A 17,781-nucleotide genomic window follows, 5' to 3' on the forward strand; every position below is an offset into this window, starting at 1 on the left:
TCGGGATGAAGGGGTTCAGACCTCGCCGGCGCCGTAGTCGCGCAGCAGCTTGCGGTGCTCGCCGAGCTTGCCGTGGGCGACGGTGGCGCCGAGCACGTCGACGATGGCGCGCACGCCGAGCAGGGCGGTGATCTCGGAGGTGTCGTAGGGCGGCGAGACCTCCACCACCTCCATGCCGCAGATGCCCTCGGCGGCGACCCGGCCGAGCATGTACAGCACCTCCCGGGGCAGGAAGCCGCCGGGCTCCGGCCAGCCGGTGCCGGGGACGAAGCCGCAGTCGACACTGTCGATGTCGAAGCTGATGTAGACCGCGTCCGCGTCCTTCCAGGCCACCTCCAGGGCGATCTCCACCACCTTGTCCAGGCCCAGGCGCTCGACGTCGTGCATGGTGAGGATGGTGGTGTCGCGCTTGCGCGCCTCCTTGATCGCCTGGCGCGGCACCTGCCAGCCGCCGATGCCCACCTGCACCAGATTGGTGGCAGGGACGTTGGGCAGGTCGGTGGCGTGAAACCAGGGCGTGGTGTGCATGCGCTCGTCCAGGTCCTTCTCCTGGATGTCCGCATGCCGGTCGAAGTGGACGATGCCGATGCGCCTGTCCGTGCAGCGGGCGATGCCGCGCACGCAGGGGAAGCCGATGGAGTGGTCGCCGCCCATGATCACCGGCAGCGCTCCCGACCGGAACACGTGCTCCACGCCGCGGGAGATCTGGTCGAAGGTCTTCTCGATGTTGGCCGGGATGGTGAAGATGTCGCCGGCATCACACAGCGTCATCTGCTCGCGCAGGTCGACGCCGAGCTCGTAGTTGAAGGGCGTGTACAGCGCGGAGATCTTGCGCATGCCCTGGGGGCCGAAGCGCGTACCCGGGCGGTAGGTGGTGCCGCCATCGAAGGGCACGCCGAGAACGGCGGCGTCGTAATGGCCGACGTCGCCGATATCCTCGCAGTAGGGCGCCTTCATGAAGGTGTTGATGCCGGCGAAGTGCGGCAGCTCACCCCGGGCGAAGGTGGGGATGGAGCGGTCCTCGATGGAGTCCGCCCCCTGCAGGCCGAGCGCCAGACAGCGGCGCTCCTCGGCGTCCCAGGCGTCGTGGGGCAGCTCCGCCTCCCGGTGCATCATCCTCCAGCCCTGGAGCTGGGTGCGGTCGAAGGTCGGGTGATGCCGGCGCGTGCGGCCGGCGCTGCCGGCCCCGGGCGCGGGTCGGTGACGGTATCTAGGCATGGCGGAGAGCCTCCTGCTGGGTCGGGTCGAGGCCGGCCAGCTCCGGCGGCGGCTCGCCGCGCCGGGCCACCGGCAGGTCGTAGGTGATGGTGGCGCCGTAGCGCTCCGGGGCCTGGGGGTCGTGCCGGACCTTGTCGAAGACCAGCAGCCGGGTGCCCAGGTGGAAGCCCTCCTCGAGGTCGTGGGTGACCATGAAGATGGTCAGCCCCTCGTTCTCCCAGAGCTCGAGGATCAGGGCGTGCATATCCTTGCGGATGCCGGGATCAAGGGCGCCGAAGGGCTCGTCCAGCAGCATCAGCGGCGGCCGGCGCACCAGCGACTGGGCGATGGACAGGCGCTGCTGCATGCCGCCGGAGAGCGCCGTGGCGTACTGATCCCGGGCATGGCCGAGGCCGACCCGCTCGAGCATGGCCTGGCCCTCCGCGACGGCGCGGCGGCGGGACGCGCCGAACAGCCGCCCGAGGCGCGACTCCCGCAGCTCGATGGCGAGCAGCACGTTGCCGAGCGCCGTGAGGTGCGGAAACACCGAGTAGCGCTGGAAGACGATGCCGCGGCGGGCATCCGGCTCGGCAGGCAGCGGCTCGCCGCCGAGGCGGATCTCGCCGGCGCTCGGCGGCTCGGCGCCGAGCAGCAGGCGCAGGAAGGTGCTCTTGCCGCAGCCAGAGGCGCCGACGATGGTCACGAAGGCGCGCTCATCCACCGTCAGGCTGAGCCGCTCGAGGACCTCGGTCGCCCCATAGCGCTTGGCCACATTGTCGATCTCGATATAGGCCATGGCTGCTCCCTAGGCGCTGGCCGCGGTCCACGGGAACGCACGCCGGCGCAGCAGGCGCAGCAGCGTGTCCGCCGAGAAGGCGATCAGGGTGATCCAGGCCACGTAGGGCAGGATCACGTCCATCGCGAGATACCGGCGCAACAGGAAGATGCGGTAGCCGAGCCCTTCCTCCGCGGCGATGGCCTCGGCGGCAATGAGGAACAGCCACGCCGGCCCGAGACCCAGGCGAACGGACTCGATCAGCCGCGGCAGGATCTGCGGCAGCGCCACCCGCAGCAGGATCTGCCCGCTGCTCGCGCCAAGCGTCTGCGCCTTGATCAGCTGCTCCTCCGGGATCTCCAGGGTGCGCTGCTGCAGGTCCCGGGTCATGAACGGGGTAATGCCGAAGACGATCAGCATCACCTTGGCGGCCTCGCCGAGACCGAAGGTGATGAACAGGATCGGCAGCACCGAGAGCGGCGGTATCAGCGAGAAGGCCTTGACCACCGGCGACAGCCCCGCCCGCGCATAGGGCAGCAGGCCGGTGAGGATACCGATGCAGAGCGCGGTCACCGCCGCCACGGAGACACCGAGGCCGATGCGCTCCAGGCTTGCGAGGGTATCGGTCCAGAGCAGGTACTCGCCGGTGCGCCGGCTCGGCTCGAAGGCCATGCGCACGATGGCGTCGAGGAACTGCCCCGGCGCCGGCAGCAGGCGGTCGTCCGGATTCGCCGCAAGCCGTGCCCGCGAGGCGCTCAGATAGACCGCGGCGAGCACGACGAACGGCAGCGCCCCGAGCAGTACCGCGCCGACGCGCCCGGGGCGCCGGTTGATCAGCCGGCGGGCCATGGGCTCGCCATGCGGCGGGGGTGACTGGGGGTCTGGGCGGGCATGGGCTCAACTCCCGTTGCCGTGTCGGGTCCAGGGGGACAGCGCGCCGACCTCCCGGGCTTTTGTCCCGCCGTGTACCCCCCGCAGCAGGAGGCGACGACTCTCGGACCAGACATCCCTCCCGGGACCGGAACCCTAGTCGTCCTTCGCCAGCGCCGGGCCGCTGTCGGCGGCCTGGCAGGGCACGCCCCTGGGCTGGTGAGACCAAAGGAGCAAACGCCGTGCCAGACGCGTGATAGGTCGAGGGATCAGGCAGTTGCACCGACTCGGCGCAGCGACCGCCGAGCCCGGGGCCGGGAAACGCCCTGGCGTGGTGCAGCCACAAGGGCCGGCGCACCGGTGCGGTGCGAGATGATCCCGCCGCGCGTCGCCCTTCCGCCCCGAACGGCAGCCGGACGTCTGCCCGAGCGACCCGTGGCACGCGCGTTGCTTACGGTCCTGCCCGACGCCGATGGACCTTCATCGGCCCGCCCATCGTCCGAGGGAGAGACCCCATGACCGTCCGCAATCCCCTTCGCCCGCTCACCGGCCTGCTCGTGGCCAGCGCGCTCATGTTCGGACCGGGCGCCAGTGCCCAGGATGACGGGCCCTACCGCATCGCCTGGTCCATCTACGCCGGCTGGATGCCGTGGCAGTACATCGGTGACTCCGGGATCATGGATCGCTGGGCCGAGCGCTACGGCATCGAGGTGGAGATCGTCCAAGTCAACGACTACATCGAGTCGATCAACCAGTACACCGCCGGCGCCTTCGAAGGCGTCGTGGCCACCAGCATGGACTCGCTCTCCATTCCGGCCGCCAGCGGCGTCGACACCACGGCACTCATCGTCGGCGACTACTCCAATGGCAACGACGGCCTGGTGCTCAAGGGCAGCGACGACCTCGCCGACGTCGAGGGGCGGGACGTGCACCTGGTGGAGCTGTCGGTGTCGCACTATCTGCTCGCCCGGGCCCTGGACAGCGTCGGCCTCCAGGAGCGGGACGTGAACGTGGTCAACCTCTCCGATGCCGATCTGGTGGCCGCGTTCGACGACGAGGCCGTGACCGCCACCGCCACCTGGCAACCGCTGCTGGACGCCGTGCTCGAGCATCCCGAGGCCAACCTGGTGTTCGACTCCTCCGAAATCCCCGGTCACATCAAGGATCTGCTGGTGGTCAACACCGAAGCCCTGGAGGCCAACCCGGACCTCGGCCGCGCGCTGGTCGGGGCCTGGTACGAGATGATGACGCTGATGTCGGGCGATGACGCCGAGGCGCGGGAGATCCGCACGCAGCTCGGCGAGGCCTCGGGCACGGACCTGGAGGGCTACGACCGCCAGCTCGCCGGCATGCGCATGTTCTACGAGCCCACCGCGGCGGTGGACTTCATCGAGAGCGAGCAGGCCCGCGAGGCCATGGCCCAGGTGCGGGACTTCTCCTTCCGCCAGGGCCTGCTCGGCGAGGGCGCGCCCTCGCCGGACTTCATCGGCATCGAGTTCCCGGACGGCGAGGTGCTCGGCCGCGAGAGCAACGTGCGACTGCGCTTCACCTCGGAGTACATGCGCATGGCTGCCGAAGGCGCGCTGTGACGGCGGCCGCGGCGGCACCGCCGCGGCCGGCCGAGCGCCTGGCCAACGGCCTGCCCCTGCTGCGCCGGCCCGGGGCCCTGCCCTGGGTAGCCGCCGGTATCTGGTGGCAGGCCGGCAGCCGTTATGAACCCGCCGCGAGCCCCGGGCTCGCGCACTGCCTGGAGCACCTCTGGCTCGCCGGCAGCGCCGAGCGCGATCGCCGCATCGACGGCCTCGGCGGGCGCGTCAACGCGGAGACCGGCCGCGAGCTCAGCGGGCTGTACGGCGTCGCCCCGGCCGCGGACGCCGCCGCGCTCGCCGAATTGCTCGCCGACGCCTTCATGGAGCCGCGGCTGGATGCGGCTGCCATCGCTGCCGAGCGCCCGGCCATGCTGGCGGAGCTGGCCGCCCTGCGCGCCAACCCTGCCGAGCGGGCCGTACAGCGTGCCATCGCCCGCGCCTGGGCAGGCCATCCGGCCGCCCGCGCGCCTGAAGGCACACCCGACGGGATCCGAAACCTCGACTCCGCCGGTGTCGGCGACTACCGCGATCAGCGCCTGCACGCCGGCCGGCTGGCGCTGGTCCTGCTCGGCGACTGGCCCAACAGCGCCGTGCAGCCGCTGACCAAGGCTCTCGCCCGCCTGCCGGCCGGCCAGCCACCAAGCCTCGACCCCCTGCCGGTGAGCACGCTGACAGAGCCGGTGCCGGCGGGCGCCTGCCATCTGGTCTGGGCCCTGCCCGCCGCGAACGGCGGCGCGGCCGCCGCCCTCGCGGATCTGCTGGCCGGCGGCCTCGGCAGCCGTCTATTCCGGCGGCTGCGCGAGACCGGGCTCGGCGTCTACGACATTCGGGCCGCGACGGAGGTCGTCGCCGGGGGCGCGCTCTGCCTGCTTTGCACCTCGGCCCCCGCGGGTGCCGGGGCAGAGGTGGCGGCGAGAGTGGAAGCCATGCTCGACGAGCTGGCCGCCGAGGGCCCCAGCGAAGCCGAACGGGCGCTCCTGGCCGCCCGCCAACGGGCCATGGAGGGCCTCGCCGGTCTGCAGCCCGAGGACTGGATGCGACGCCTCGTCCTGGAGCGCCTCGCGGACGCCACCCCGGCCCGGATGACCCGGCCCTGCATTCGCGTCGCCGAGCCGCTGTAACGCGCAGGCGTTGAACGGATCCTCACCGGTACAATCCGATTCAGGTGAACCATCATCCGCATCCCGGGGGGTTTCTTGCGCGTTCTGGTCATCGGCGGCGGCGTCATCGGCACCACCACGGCGTGGTTTCTCGTTCACGACGGTCACGAGGTAACGCTGATCGAACGCGAGCCGGCGCTGGCCGCGGAAGGCAGCCATGCCAACGGCGGCATGCTGCACGCGAGCCACACCGAGCCCTGGAACTCCCCGGCCGCCATCCGTCAGCTCCTGCGCTGGCTCGGCCGGGAGGACTCCCCACTGCTGCTGCGCCCGACCCAGATCCCGCGGCTCGCCGGCTGGGGGCTCGGCTTCCTGCGTTACAGCCGCGCCCACCATCACGCCCGCAACACGCAGGTCAACGCGCGGCTCGCCGTCTACAGCCTCGAGGTCATGCGTGCGCTGCGCACCGAAACCGGGCTGCACTACGACGACAGCGCGGGGGGCATCCTCAAGATCTTCCGCAGCGCAGCGGAGCTTGCGACTGCGCTCCGCACCTCGGAGCTGATGGCGGCGCTCGGCGTCGACTTCGAGCAGCTCGACACGGCGGGGGTGGTAGCCCGGGAACCCGCACTCTCCGACGTACGCGACGAGCTCTGCGGCGGTCTGTTCTACCCCCAGGACGAGATCGGCGATGCGCGCCTCTTCACCGAGCGGCTTGGCGCGCTCGCCGCCGAGCGAGGTGCGGAGATCAGGCTCGGCGAGCGGGTGCAGCGCCTAGAGCGGGATGGAGACCGGATCGGCGCCGTGGTCACGGACCAGTGCCGCCACCGCGCGGACGCCTACGTGCTTGCCACCGGTGCCGAGGCGCCGCTGCTCGCGCGCCAGGCGGGGCTGCGTCTGCCCATCCGGCCGGTAAAGGGCTACTCGGCCACGCTCGACGTCGGCGGCAAGCCCGGCGCGCCGTCCCTGCCCATCATCGACGACGGGCGCAAGATCGTCATGTCCCGGCTGGGGGATCGGCTGCGCATCGCCGGCACGGCCGAGTTCGCAGGCTATGATCGCGAGATCCGGCCCCAGCGGGTGCAGACGGTGATCCGCCAGGGACTCGCCAGCTTCCCGCGGCTCGCCGCCGCGGTGGACCCGGCGACGGCCACCCCCTGGGCCTGCCTGCGGCCGATGACCATGGACGGCCCGCCGATCCTGGGCGCCACACCGGTTCGCAACCTGTTCCTGAACACGGGACCGGGCCACCTGGGCTGGACGTTCGCCGCCGGTGCCGGTCGGGTGGTGGCAGACGTGGTGCAGGGGTGCGAGCCGGCGATCTCTCTGGAGGGGCTCGGCCTGGAACGCTACCGCGGATAGCCGTCTGCGCCGTGGAACGTGCCCCGGCCGCGGCGCGGACTGATAGCCCGCATATCTCACCGATTCGCGGCTGCGGGCTAGGCCCGCTACACCGTCAGGACTCCGGGATCTCCAGGCCGGTCTCGTCCTCGACCATGTACTCGATGGCGGCGCGGATCTCCTCCTCGGTCGCCGATCCGCCCTGGGCCGGCATGTTGCCGTAGCCGTCGTACACGTTGCTCACCAGAGTCTCCCAGCCCTTGCCGATGCGCTCGCCCCAGGCGTCCTGGTCACCCACGGCCGGGGCATTCTGGAAGTTGCCCTGATGGCAGGCGATGCACACCGCCTGGGTCACCTCCTCGCCACTGCGCGGTTCGTCGCTCGCCTCCTCCGCCGAGGCCTGCTGCATGGTGGCCGGCATCGGCTCGCCGGTGAGCCGCACCTCGCCCACCGGGGCAAGGTTGCGCTCGGCACGCTCAATCGCGAGCTCGCGCTGACCTTCGGTATCCGCCTCGTAGAGCACCGTCGCGATGATGATGAGCAAGATGGTCACGCCCACCAGCATGCCGATGACGCCGATGAAGTTCCGGATGAAGATGCTGTCCTGCTCGTGACTCACCGCGTTCCCCTGATCATTGCTGGTAGGGGCCCGTACGAATGCACGCAGTCCCCGGCCCCCGGACAAATCGGCCACCGAGTATAGCGGTAATGCCCAGGGCCGAAAACTCGCACGGCCCCGCGTCCGGGGCTATCGCAGCACACGGGCTTGCGGTTACACTTTGCGGCCGACATAGCGCACCTGCGCCCGTAGCTCAGCTGGATAGAGCGTTGGCCTCCGGAGCCAAAGGTCAGAGGTTCGAATCCTCTCGGGCGCGCCATACATTCAAAGGGGCCACCCGCCAGGGTGGCCCCTTTGCATGTCAGGACCCGCATCTGAGGATTCGAACCTCTGACGAACCAACCCCGGTTCGACAACCGCGCGCAAGCGCGGTTGGACGGCCGGCAGGCCGGGCCCGAAGGGCCGAGGGGCGCAGCCCCGAGCAATCCTCTCGGGCTGCAGTCTCCTCCCGGCGAGAGCCCTCGCATCCTGGTTCCCGATGTTCGATGCTTGGGCGTCACGCACTCGCCTGAAGGAGTCCGCCCCGTGTCCGAGCTCATCCTGCACCACTACCCGCCGTCCCCCTTTTCGGAGAAGGTACGCATCGCCTTCGGCATCAAGGGGGTTGCCTGGCGGTCGGTGGAGATCCCGCGGGTACCGCCGCGGCCCCTGCTCTTCCCCATGACCGGCGGCTACCGGCGCACTCCCGTGTTGCAGGTGGGTGCGGATATCTACTGCGATACTGCACTGATCCTCGCCGAGCTGGAGCGCCGTTACCCCCGGCCGACGCTCTTCCCCGAGCCGGATCCAGGCCTGACCCTCGCCTTCGGGGAGTGGGTGGACGGACCACTGTTCCGCGCCGCGGTGGCGGTCGTTCTGGGTACTGCGGCCGAGAACCTGCCGGAGGACTTCGCACGGGACCGGGTTCGGATCTACTTCGGCCCCGGCGCGCGCCTGGAGGACCTGGTGGCGGCGCTGCCCGACTGGCGCGAGCAGCTCCAGGGGCGGTTGCGCTGGCTGGAGCAGTCACTGCCGGCAGGGGCGGACTACTTCTGCGGCGGGCGCCCCGGGCAGCGGGACGCTCAGGCCTGGTATCTGTGCTGGTTCCTCAATGGCCGTCACCCCGAGGGTCGCGCCATGGTGGACGCCCATCCCCGGCTCGCTGCCTGGTATCTGCGGATGGAGGCCATCGGCCACGGCAGTGAGTCGCCACTCTCGGGGGAGGAGGCGCTGGCCCTCTGCGCCGCCAGCGAGCCGGGGGCCACTGCCACCGGCGTGGCGGACAACCCCCAGGGCCTGCGGCAGGGTGATGCGGTCGCCGTGCGCCCCCAGGGTGAGGGGGGCGATCCTGAAGTGGAGGGCACGCTGCAGTCCCTCGACGCCGTGCGGCTTTCTCTCCAGCGGCGCGATCCGGAAGCGGGCACCGTCACCGTTCACTTCCCCCGGGTGGGCTACCGGCTGCGGGCCTGAAGCCTCATCCGCACGCGTGCAAACGCGAATGCGAGCGGTTAGTGTAGCGGCCAGCCGCGGCGGCGTGTCCCCGCGGCGCGCTGGAACCACGGCGACCGGATTACCTGCATGGCAGCCACCACCGCGTACACCGTCGAGGCCGCGGCCGCGCAAACGCTCTTCGCGCTCCAGGACGTCACCTTCCGCGTCGACGGGCGGACGCTGCTCGGGCCGGTGGATCTGACCCTCGCTGCCGGGCAGGTGCACGGGCTCATCGGCCACAACGGCTCCGGCAAGACCAGCCTGCTGCGCCTGCTCGCGCGCCAGCAACCCTGCAGCAGCGGCCACATCCGCTTTGCCGGCCGCCCGCTGGACGCCTGGCCCCAGCGCGCCCTGGCGCGGGAGATCGCCTATCTCGCCCAGAGCCTGCCCGCTTCCACCGGGCTCACCGTGCGCGAGCTGACCGCCCTCGGGCGCTATCCCTGGCACGGCGCACTCGGGCGCTTCGGCGCCGAGGACCGGGCGCAGGTGGAGGATGCCCTGGCGCTGACGGACATGCAGGGCCTGAGCGAGCGACTGGTGGACACGCTCTCCGGCGGCGAGCGCCAGCGCGCCTGGATCGCCATGCTGGTGGCGCAAAACGCCCGCTGCCTGCTGCTCGACGAGCCCATCTCCGCCCTGGACATCGCCCACCAGGTGGACGTCATGGGCCTGCTGCAGCGGCTCAGTCACGAGCGCGGCCTCACCGTCATCACCGTGCTGCACGACGTCAACATGGCCGCGCGCTACTGCGACGAGCTCATCGCCCTGCAGGCCGGCCGTCTCATCGAGCGCGGCGAGCCCGCGACGATCCTGCAGCCCGAGCGCCTGGAGCGCATCTACGGCATCCCCATGGGGGTGATGACCCATCCCCGCCTCGGCGTGCCCATCGGCTACGTGGCCTGAGGCTCTAGCCCTCACGCCGGTGCAGCAGCCACATGAAGTAGAGCCCTCCGAGCAGCGAGGCGGTGAGGCCCGCCGGCAGCTCGTAGGGCGCCAGCGCCTGGCGCCCCAGCCAGTCCGCGGCCACCATCAGCGCCACGCCGATGGCCGCGGCACCCGCCAGCTGATCCCGCGCCCGGCGCAGCCCGAGCAGGCTTGCGAGATGCGGCGCCATGAGGCCGACGAAGCTGAGCGGGCCCACCACCAGTGTCGCCGCCGCGGTAAGCAGCGCCGCCAGCATGAGCAGCACGAGCCGCCCCCGCCGCACGGCCAGGCCCCGCGCCGCCGCCTGCTCGCCGCCGAGGGCGAGCAGATCGAGCCAGCGATGCAGCGCGAGGCAGACGGGCAGGAGCAGCAGCGCGACCGCGAGGGTGGCCAGCGCCCCCGGGAGGCTCACGCCGTAGGTCGACCCGGATACCCAGTCCAGGGCCCGGCTCCACTGCAGGCTGCCGCTCGCGAGCACCATGCCGAGGCCGCCGTCGAACAGGGCCTTCATGGCGATGCCCACCAGCAGCAGCTGCTCCGGGGCGTAGCCGCCGCGCCGCCCGAGGGCGAGCAGCAGGGTCACGGTCACCAGCCCGCCGGCCGTTCCCGCCGCCATCAGCGCCGGGGTCGACGCGGCCGGCAGCGCCAGGGCCAGGGCAACGACGCCCGCCAGCGCGCCGCCGCTGATGCCGAGCACCTCCGGGCTTGCCATGGGGTTGCGGGTGAGCCGCTGCAGCAGCACGCCGGCCAGCGCCAGGAGGAGCCCGGCGCTGGCTGCCCCGAGCACCCGCGGCAGCCGCCAGGGCGCGAGCTCGGTCACCTGCCACGGGATATCCCAGCGCCAGCCAAGCGGGGTCTGGACAACGGCCACGGCGATCAGGCCGGCCACCGCAGCCGCGGACGCCAGGCCGGCAATGCGCCGGCCCGGCCGCGCGCTGGCGGCCACCGGGGCGGCTCCGGTACGCGGCGTCGCCGGCAGGCGCTGGCGGTGCAGCAGCCAGAGCAGCAGCGGCGCGCCCAGCACCGCGGTGAAGGCCCCCGTGGGCAGCAGGCCCGGAAGCCGGGCATCCAGCGGCTGCACCACCTGATCGGCCAGCCAGAGCAGGCCGGCGCCGAGCAGCGTCGCGCCGAGCAGGCGCTGCGCGAAGGTTCGGGCGCCGCACAGGCGCGCCAGCGCCGGGCCGGCGAGACCGACGAAGCCGATGACGCCCACGGCGCTGACCACGCAGGCCGTCAGGTACACCGCGACCGCGAGACAGAGCAGCCGCAGGCGCTGCAGTGACAGGCCGAGGGCCCGCACCCCCTCGTCACCCAGGCTGAGCAGGGTCAGCGGGCGCACCAGCAGCACGAGCCCCGCGAGCCCGAGCGCGATCCGTGGCGCCAGGAACGCCACCTCGCCCCAGCCATGCTGCGCCAGCGCGCCGCCGCCCCAGAGCAGCAGCCCCTGCAGGTCGTACTCGAAGAACAGCAGCAGCGCCGCATTGAGCGCGCCGGCGTAGAGGCTGACCACCAGCCCCGCGAGCACCAGGGTGAGCGGCTCGAGTCCGCCCCGCCAGGCGAGCGCCACGGTGAGCCCGAGGGCGGCACCGGCGCCCAGCACCGCCACCGGCTCGGCGAGCGCACCAAGCCCGGCCGGCACCAGCAGCGTGCCCACCGACAGCGCGAGCTGCGCGCCGCCGGCCACCCCCAGGGTGAGCGGCGAGGCGATCGGGTTGCGCAGCACCTGCTGCAGCACCGCCCCCGCCGCCCCCAGGGCCGCGCCGGCAAGCAAGGCGACGGCCAGTCGCGGCAGCCAGCCGTAGAGCGTGGCCGTGACCGTGTACGGCGCCGTCGCCGGGTGTAGCCAGCCATCCACGAGGGTACCGATGCCCGGCAGTGCCGGCGCGTTGTGCAGGCACAGGGCAAGCCCAGCCAGCAGCAGCGCTGCGCCGGCGATGCCCGGCCACCGGTCAGCCGCCGCGCGCAACGGCGGGCTCCAGGGCTTCGGCGAAGCGGATGGCGGCGTACATCCCGCCAAAGGCCCAGACCGGCGGCAGCCGCCGCAGGCCGCCGGAGGCGACCGCGGGCAGCGACTGCCAGACCCGGCTCCCGGTCATCATGGTCGCGGCGGCGGCCGGCACCGGCTCGACGATCACCAGCCGCGCCGCCTCGGCGTTCAGCCGTCCCAGCGGCACCAGGGCGAACCCCCAGTGGTTGGTCCCCCCCTGCCAGGCGTTGGCAAGGCCCGCCCGCGCCAGCACCGCCCCGTACAGGCCGTTATCGCCGAATACCCGCAGGTGGGCCGCGTCCATGAACTGCGCGATGTAGATGGGCCCGTCCAGCGCCGCGGCGGTGCGCCGCAGGGCCGCGATGGCAGCCTCGAGGCGGGCGCGCAGGCGCTCGAAGGCCGGCTCCCGCCCATACTCCCCGGCCAGCTCGCGGGCCAGCCCAATGGCCGTCTCCAGCGCATCCGCGCCGGGCACGTGCAGGGAGCGCTCGCGCACCGGGGCGATGCGCTCGAGCCCGGGAGTCCGCCGGTAGGGGGTGACCAGAATGGCCTCGGGCGCCAGAGCGCGCAGGGTGGCCCGGTGCGGGGCGCCGCGGCGGCCCACGTCCACCGTCCCGGCGGGCAGCACCGGCTCGCCGACCCAGTCCCGGTAGGCCGCCGCGTCGGCGACCCCAGCGGGATGCACGCCGAGCGCGATCAGGGTCTCGGCGAAGGGCCAGTCGATGGCCACCACGGGCGCGCGCTCGGCCGCGGCATGACTGCCGGCCGCCAGCATGAGCCAGGCGGCGAGGATCAGCCTGAAGCCGGCGGTGGCCGGCGCCACCGCCGGCGTGCCGGGGGTACTGGCGCGCATCGGGCGGGCTTCCGCTGTCCGAAAGGCAGGCTACGGTATGCAAGTCGCGTCTGATTCGCAATACGGTTCCCGAGGCGGACCGCGGCCGGGTCACCCGCCCAGCGCGGTGAACACCGCCGCGCTCCCCTGCCCGCCCATGGCGGGGACGGCGGCGATGCCGGTCTCGTCTGGGGCGAGGTCGTGGAACAGCCGGCAGACCAGCAGCGCCCCGGAGGCGCCGAAGGGGTGACCGAAGGCGAGGGCGCCACCATGGAGGTTCGTCCGCGCCTCGGGGAGCCCGGCGCCCCGCAGACAGGCGAGAGCCTGCCCGGCGAAGGCCTCGTTCAGCTCGATGCGCGCGGCGCCCGTGAACGGCGCGCGCTCGGCCAGCCGCGCGAGGGCGGGGACCGCCGAGTAGCCGGCACGGCCGGGGTCGCAGCCCGCGCGGGCGGCAGCGACCAGGCGCAGGCTGCGGCCTGGGGCAAGGCGTTGTGCCAGCGCGCTGGAGACCACCAGTGCCACCACCGCCGCGTCCGCCTCTGCGGCGACGTTACCCACGGTGGCGCTGCCGCCGGGGCCGAGGAGCGGCGGCAGGCGCGCGAGGCGGCGCTCGTCGAGATCCGCCCGCGGGCCCTCGTCGGTGTCGTCGCCAACGCACTCGGCGCGCAGGTGCCCGGAGCGCAGGGCCGCAGCGGCCCGGGCGTGGCTGCGTGCGGCCCAGGCGTCCTGCTCGGCGCGGGTGATGCCCTCCGCGGCGGCGAGCACGTCCGCCCCCGCCACGGGGTCGGGATCCGGATACGGCGGCGCGCTGAACGGGGCACGCGGCAGGAACGCGGGCGTGCCGCCGCGATGCGCCGGGCGAGCGACCCGCCAGGGCGCGGTGCTGCAGCTCTCGACGCCGCCCGCGAGCACCGCCTCCGCCTGCCCGGCCGCCACGCGCTGGCAGGCGTCGATGATCGTGTCCAGGCCGCTGGCGCACTGGCGGTCCACGGTGAAGGCAGGGACCTCCACCGGCAGGCCGCCGGCAAGAGCGACCCGGCGGGCCACGTTGCCGCCCTCGAGGGCGTTGCCGAGCCAGACCTCGTCAATTGCCCCCGGCGGCAGGCCCGCGTCCGCCAGCACGGCCCCCACGAGGGGGGCGCCCAGCCGGTCCACCGTGCGCGTGCGCTGCCGGCCGCCGGCACGGCCGACGGCGGTGCGCCGGCAGGCGATGATCAGCGCCTCGGCCCGTGCGCTCACAGCAGACGCTCCCCACGCTCGCCGCCGCCTGCGAGGGCGGCGGCGAGGGCACGGCGATCGAGCTTGCCGCCTGGCGTGCGTGGTGGCACTCCGATGACGCGCGCGACGCGCAGCGGCGCGGGCGCGAGCCCCCGGATCACCCGCCGCAGCGCGGCCCGTGCGCCGGCGGGAGGAGGCCCGGCAGTGACCACCGCCGCGACTGCCCGTGTGGTGCGCCGCGCGTCCGGCACCGCGACCAGCGCCGCCTCCTCGATCCAGGGCAGGGCCTCGAGGCCGTGCTCCAGGGGCGCGGGGTCCAGCAGCACCCCGCCCGCGTCGATGCACGCGTCCGCCCGCCCGAGCAGGCGCAGGTGCCCGCTTCCGGTCACGGCGACGCGATCGTTCACGGTGATCCAGCCGCGGGCATCGGCGAGCGGTCGCGGCGCCCCGTCCGGTCCCTCCTCCGCCAGCGCAGCATAGGGCGTGCGCACGCGCAGGCGGCCGCCGGCGCCAGCCACCGCCTCCACGCCCGGGAACAGCGGTCCGACGTCCGCCAGGTCGCGGGCGTCCAGCTCCGGTTGCAGGGCCAGGAAGCTCGTCTCCGCCGTGCCGTAGAAGGTCGCGATCCGGACCCCCGGCCAGGCGCTGTGCAGGAGGGCGATCTGCGCCGGAGTAGGCCGGGTGCCACCGGTGATGATGCGCTGCGGCCGGGGCCCGCCGCGGGCGGCCGGGGCGAGTCGCGCGAGCCCGGCCACCAGCGCCGGGGCACCGTAGACCACCGTCGGCGCAAGCGCCGTGAGCAGGCGCCGGGCGACGCCAGGGCGCACCCGCGGCAGGACGCCGAGGGCAGCGCCCAGGTGAAGCGCCCGCAGTGCGGCATAGGGCACCAGGGAGAATTGCGGGCCGCCGAGCACGAGGACACGATCCGCCGGGCTCAGCCCAAGCAGTGATTCCTCGGCCGCAAAGCAGCGCAGCCAGGCGCCGCGGTCCCGCAGCAGGCGGCGTGCCGGGCCGGTGGTGCCGGTGGTGCGCAGGGCCATGCACGGGACGTCTTCGGGGCCAGGAGCCGGCGCCTCGCCGGATGCCGGCGGCCCCTCGGAGCGCCCCATTGGGTCCAGCGTCCAGACCGAGCCGCGCAGGGCGCAGCCGGCGAGCCAGGGCAGCCAGATGCGGACGTCCTCCCCTGCGACGGGACAGCGCTGCCCGGGTGCGAGAGATGCCGCCGCCCCAAGGGCACGGCACAGGAGCTCCTCGCGACAGAGCGCGCCCACGGGGGCGAATACCGCCGGTGCCTCCGGGGCCGTTCCGGCCGCCCTGGCCCAGCGCGCCAGCAGCCCGGGGCCAGCGGCGCTCATGCTCGCTGCAGCACCGGATAGCCCCGCTGCACCGCCGCTGCGACCAGGGCCGCCGCGACGGCCTTCAGCAGGTCACCGGGCAGGAAGCCCGCCGAGAGCAGTAGCACCTGGGCGATCGAGGTGTCGGTGATCAGCGCCCAGTAGGGCACGCCCGGCAGATACAGTCCGCCAATGCCGCCCACGACGCTCGCGATCAGGAAGCGTGGCACCGGCGGGCGCACCGGCAGCCGCTCGGCGAGCAGCCCGGTGATCCAGGCGCCGAGGACGAAGCCGAGCAGGAAGCCCCCCGTCGGTCCGGCAAGGATGCCGAGCCCGCCACGCCCGCCGGCGAGCAGCGGCAGGCCCAGCAGGACCAGCAGCACGAAGATCGCCATGGCCCCGGCGCCACGGCGCGCGCCGAGGATGCAGCCGGCGAGCATCACGCCCATGGACTGCGCGGTGATGGGCACGCCGAAGCCGAGGGTGATCTTGGGCATGAGGCCGAGCGCCGCCATCACGGCGGCGAACAGTCCCATGAGGACGAGGTCGCGGGTCGGGTGGCTCATTGCGGTTCTTCCTGCTCCCTGTGGTCATGGTGGTCGTCCGTCTCCCTGGCCAGCGCGCCCCGCGCCTCCACCGCCTCGGCCACGCGGTCGGAGAGGCGCAGCGCCCGGATTGTGAGCGGCACGGCGAGGGCCAGGGGGTTGCGGCGAAGCCCGCGCGCCGCCTGGGCTGCGCGCGCCTCCTCGATCATGCCCTGGAGCATGGGCACGAATCGCACCGCCATGGTCAGGGCAAAGGCGATCCGGGCCGGGGCGACACCCAGGCGGCGCAACGGCGCCAGGACCCGCTCGAGCACCGCCATCATCTCGGAGAAGGGCGTGGTGGCCGTCACCAGGCCTGCCGCCCAGACCAGTCCGAGCACCCGCGCCACGGTGAGCGCAGCCGCCGTCGGGCCGTCGAACCAGGCCTGGGCGAGCGCGATCAGGGCAAGCAAAGGCGCCAGGTTGCGGGCCTGGTGCCAGACCGCGGCAACCGGTACCCGGCCAAGGGGATAGAGGGCCGCCACCACCGTGGCACCGGCAACGGTGACCGGCAGGCTCGGGACGGCGAAGGCCACGGTGCCGAGCAGCATGAGCGCGAGCAGCTTGGCACCCGCCGGCAGGGCGTGCACGGGGGACGGCCCGGGGACGTACAGGCCGGCGATCATGCGGCTGCCTCCGCCGCCTCACGCGCCTCGACCAGCGCCAGGTAGGCGTCGACGGCCGTGCCCGGTGGGGCGTCGGCGTGCAGACGGCCGCCGTCGACCACCAGCACCCGGTCGAAGCCTTCCAGCAGCTCGAGATCGTGAGTGGCGACGATCAGGCGCTGGGACAGCGGCTCCAGCAGTCGCCGCAGGCGACGCTGCCCGGGCAGGTCCAGCATGCTGGTGGGCTCATCCAGCACCAGGATTTCCGGGCGCATGGCGAGGATGCAGGCAAGGGCAAGGCGGCGCTTCTCGCCGCCGCTCAGCAGGTGCGCGGAGCGCGCGGTCATTCCGGCGAGACCGAACTGCGCCAGCGCCGCCTCCGCGCGCTGGCGGCGGGCCTCTGGCGCCAGGCCCAGCGCCTTCAGACCCAGATCCATCTCCTCCCCCACCGTGGGCATGAGGATCTGCGCATCCGCGTCCTGGAAGACGAACCCCACCCGGCGGCGCACCCGGCGCGTGGCGCGGGCCACGTCCAGACCGTCCACCCGCACCCGTCCGGCAGTGGGGGTGACCAGCCCGTTCAGGCAGCGGAGCAGCGTGCTCTTGCCGGAGCCGTTCGCCCCGATGAGGCCGATGCGCTGCTCCGTCAGCCGCAGCGCCGGGATATCCAGGAGCTGCTGCCCGTGGGCCTCGACTCGCAGCGCCTGCAGCTCGATGGCGGGCTCAGCGCCCATTGCCCGCCCCCGCGACGATCACGCTGAGGAACCGACCGGTGAGGGCCGCGCGCCCGGCCCCCTCTCGCTCCAAACGGGCCGCGGTCTCCAGCCAGTAGCGCCCGCCGCCGAGCGGGCGGAAGCGCTGCGGCCGCCCACGCAGGCGGATGCGCTGGCCGGCGGCCACGGGGCTGCGGATGCGCAGGCCGTCGTAACCCGCCTGCAGCAGGCGCTCGGCCCAGGGCAGCGGGTAGAGGCCCTGCAGCAGGCCGGCGGCGAGCCCGACCAGCAGCGCGCCCTGGGCGACAACGGGCTCGCCGGCAGCCAAGCCGCCTCCGTGGATCGGCTGGTCGTCGCCGGTGAGCGCTGCGAACTCACGGAACGCGGCCAGCGGGACCGGCTGCCACGCCGTCGGTGGCAGCTCGCGACCGACGGCCTCGGCGAGTGAGTCCGGCGTCGGCCAGGGCGTTGGCGCCGCGGGGGCGTCCGGGCACGGCATGGGGCTCTCCGGTGAGTGACGGCGGCATCGCTGTTCGCTGCCGCCACGACGAAACGGAATGAACGCCAGTCTGCCGGGCGGGACGGGGTTCGTAAACCTGAGATGGATCGGTGGGGTTTACGGC

At 73.4% G+C, this 17,781-nt stretch carries 17 protein-coding genes, 1 tRNA gene and 1 riboswitch; of the genes, 6 read left to right on the forward strand and 12 right to left on the reverse strand.

The window, feature by feature from the left end; all coding sequences use genetic code 11:
- Window positions 1-15: 15 nt before the first annotated feature.
- The 3 genes from LMH63_RS17770 to LMH63_RS17780 are packed head-to-tail and all read right to left on the reverse strand — an operon-like array spanning window position 16 to window position 2,821.
- Window positions 16-1,218, reverse strand: a complete 1,203-nt coding sequence (locus tag LMH63_RS17770) for an agmatinase family protein (protein ID WP_109675013.1) — start codon at window positions 1,216-1,218, stop codon at window positions 16-18.
- Window positions 1,211-1,993, reverse strand: coding sequence for an ATP-binding cassette domain-containing protein (locus tag LMH63_RS17775; protein ID WP_109675015.1), 783 nt, complete (start codon window positions 1,991-1,993; stop codon window positions 1,211-1,213). Before LMH63_RS17775 ends, LMH63_RS17770 begins: the two co-directional genes overlap by 8 nt.
- 9 nt (window positions 1,994-2,002) lie before the next feature.
- On the reverse strand, window positions 2,003-2,821 hold the full coding sequence (locus tag LMH63_RS17780; RefSeq protein ID WP_109675017.1) for an ABC transporter permease: 819 nt from the start codon (window positions 2,819-2,821) through the stop codon (window positions 2,003-2,005).
- A 91-nt stretch (window positions 2,822-2,912) separates the two neighbouring features.
- Window positions 2,913-3,013: riboswitch (guanidine-I (ykkC/yxkD leader) on the reverse strand.
- A 344-nt stretch (window positions 3,014-3,357) separates the two neighbouring features.
- Here LMH63_RS17780 and LMH63_RS17785 point away from each other — a divergent pair.
- The 3 genes from LMH63_RS17785 to LMH63_RS17795 all read left to right on the forward strand — a co-directional run bounded on the left by LMH63_RS17785 (window position 3,358) and on the right by LMH63_RS17795 (window position 6,893).
- Complete coding sequence (locus LMH63_RS17785) at window positions 3,358-4,431, forward strand: putative urea ABC transporter substrate-binding protein (protein ID WP_109675019.1); 1,074 nt, start codon at window positions 3,358-3,360, stop codon at window positions 4,429-4,431.
- On the forward strand, window positions 4,428-5,552 hold the full coding sequence (locus LMH63_RS17790; RefSeq protein ID WP_109675021.1) for a M16 family metallopeptidase: 1,125 nt from the start codon (window positions 4,428-4,430) through the stop codon (window positions 5,550-5,552). The genes LMH63_RS17785 and LMH63_RS17790 overlap by 4 nt, the downstream gene beginning before the upstream one ends.
- A gap of 75 nt (window positions 5,553-5,627) precedes the next feature.
- Window positions 5,628-6,893: a D-amino acid dehydrogenase gene (locus LMH63_RS17795; RefSeq protein ID WP_109675023.1), complete on the forward strand. Its 1,266-nt coding sequence runs from the start codon at window positions 5,628-5,630 to the stop codon at window positions 6,891-6,893.
- A 94-nt stretch (window positions 6,894-6,987) separates the two neighbouring features.
- Here the strand turns inward: LMH63_RS17795 and LMH63_RS17800 are convergent, their stop codons facing one another.
- Window positions 6,988-7,491, reverse strand: a complete 504-nt coding sequence (locus LMH63_RS17800) for a c-type cytochrome (protein ID WP_109675025.1) — start codon at window positions 7,489-7,491, stop codon at window positions 6,988-6,990.
- Between the two features lie 182 nt (window positions 7,492-7,673).
- Between LMH63_RS17800 and LMH63_RS17805 the strand changes: the two genes are divergently transcribed.
- The 3 genes from LMH63_RS17805 (at window position 7,674) to LMH63_RS17815 (ending at window position 9,864) form a co-directional block, all read left to right on the forward strand.
- Window positions 7,674-7,750 (forward strand) — tRNA-Arg (locus LMH63_RS17805).
- A gap of 266 nt (window positions 7,751-8,016) precedes the next feature.
- Window positions 8,017-8,940 (forward strand): glutathione S-transferase family protein, encoded by a 924-nt coding sequence (locus LMH63_RS17810; RefSeq protein WP_146205148.1) that lies wholly within the window; start codon window positions 8,017-8,019, stop codon window positions 8,938-8,940.
- A gap of 108 nt (window positions 8,941-9,048) precedes the next feature.
- Window positions 9,049-9,864: an ATP-binding cassette domain-containing protein gene (locus LMH63_RS17815; protein WP_109675029.1), complete on the forward strand. Its 816-nt coding sequence runs from the start codon at window positions 9,049-9,051 to the stop codon at window positions 9,862-9,864.
- A 4-nt stretch (window positions 9,865-9,868) separates the two neighbouring features.
- Here the strand turns inward: LMH63_RS17815 and fhuB are convergent, their stop codons facing one another.
- From fhuB to LMH63_RS17855, 8 genes are all read right to left on the reverse strand, one after another.
- On the reverse strand, window positions 9,869-11,851 hold the full coding sequence (fhuB, locus tag LMH63_RS17820) for a Fe(3+)-hydroxamate ABC transporter permease FhuB (RefSeq protein WP_109675031.1): 1,983 nt from the start codon (window positions 11,849-11,851) through the stop codon (window positions 9,869-9,871).
- A complete protein-coding gene (locus LMH63_RS17825) occupies window positions 11,835-12,725 on the reverse strand; it encodes an ABC transporter substrate-binding protein (RefSeq protein WP_109675033.1) in 891 nt (296 codons plus the stop codon). Before LMH63_RS17825 ends, fhuB begins: the two co-directional genes overlap by 17 nt.
- A 90-nt stretch (window positions 12,726-12,815) precedes the next feature.
- The gene (locus LMH63_RS17830) at window positions 12,816-13,943 is read right to left on the reverse strand and encodes a thiolase family protein (protein ID WP_199225547.1); all 1,128 of its coding nucleotides are present in this window, start codon (window positions 13,941-13,943) and stop codon (window positions 12,816-12,818) included.
- Window positions 13,940-15,277 carry an AMP-binding protein gene (locus LMH63_RS17835; RefSeq protein WP_109675035.1) on the reverse strand — a complete coding sequence of 446 codons (1,338 nt, stop codon included), beginning with the start codon at window positions 15,275-15,277 and terminating at the stop codon, window positions 13,940-13,942. Before LMH63_RS17835 ends, LMH63_RS17830 begins: the two co-directional genes overlap by 4 nt.
- On the reverse strand, window positions 15,274-15,822 hold the full coding sequence (locus LMH63_RS17840) for a biotin transporter BioY (RefSeq protein WP_109675037.1): 549 nt from the start codon (window positions 15,820-15,822) through the stop codon (window positions 15,274-15,276). Before LMH63_RS17840 ends, LMH63_RS17835 begins: the two co-directional genes overlap by 4 nt.
- A complete protein-coding gene (locus LMH63_RS17845; RefSeq protein WP_109675039.1) occupies window positions 15,819-16,466 on the reverse strand; it encodes an energy-coupling factor transporter transmembrane component T family protein in 648 nt (215 codons plus the stop codon). Before LMH63_RS17845 ends, LMH63_RS17840 begins: the two co-directional genes overlap by 4 nt.
- Window positions 16,463-17,179 (reverse strand): energy-coupling factor ABC transporter ATP-binding protein, encoded by a 717-nt coding sequence (locus LMH63_RS17850; RefSeq protein ID WP_109675041.1) that lies wholly within the window; start codon window positions 17,177-17,179, stop codon window positions 16,463-16,465. The genes LMH63_RS17845 and LMH63_RS17850 overlap by 4 nt, the downstream gene beginning before the upstream one ends.
- A complete protein-coding gene (locus LMH63_RS17855) occupies window positions 17,169-17,657 on the reverse strand; it encodes a hotdog family protein (RefSeq protein ID WP_109675043.1) in 489 nt (162 codons plus the stop codon). The genes LMH63_RS17850 and LMH63_RS17855 overlap by 11 nt, the downstream gene beginning before the upstream one ends.
- Window positions 17,658-17,781: the final 124 nt, after the last annotated feature.

The sequence above is a fragment of the Spiribacter halobius genome, from assembly GCF_020883455.1.
Classification (GTDB): Bacteria; Pseudomonadota; Gammaproteobacteria; order Nitrococcales; family Nitrococcaceae; genus Sediminicurvatus; species Sediminicurvatus halobius.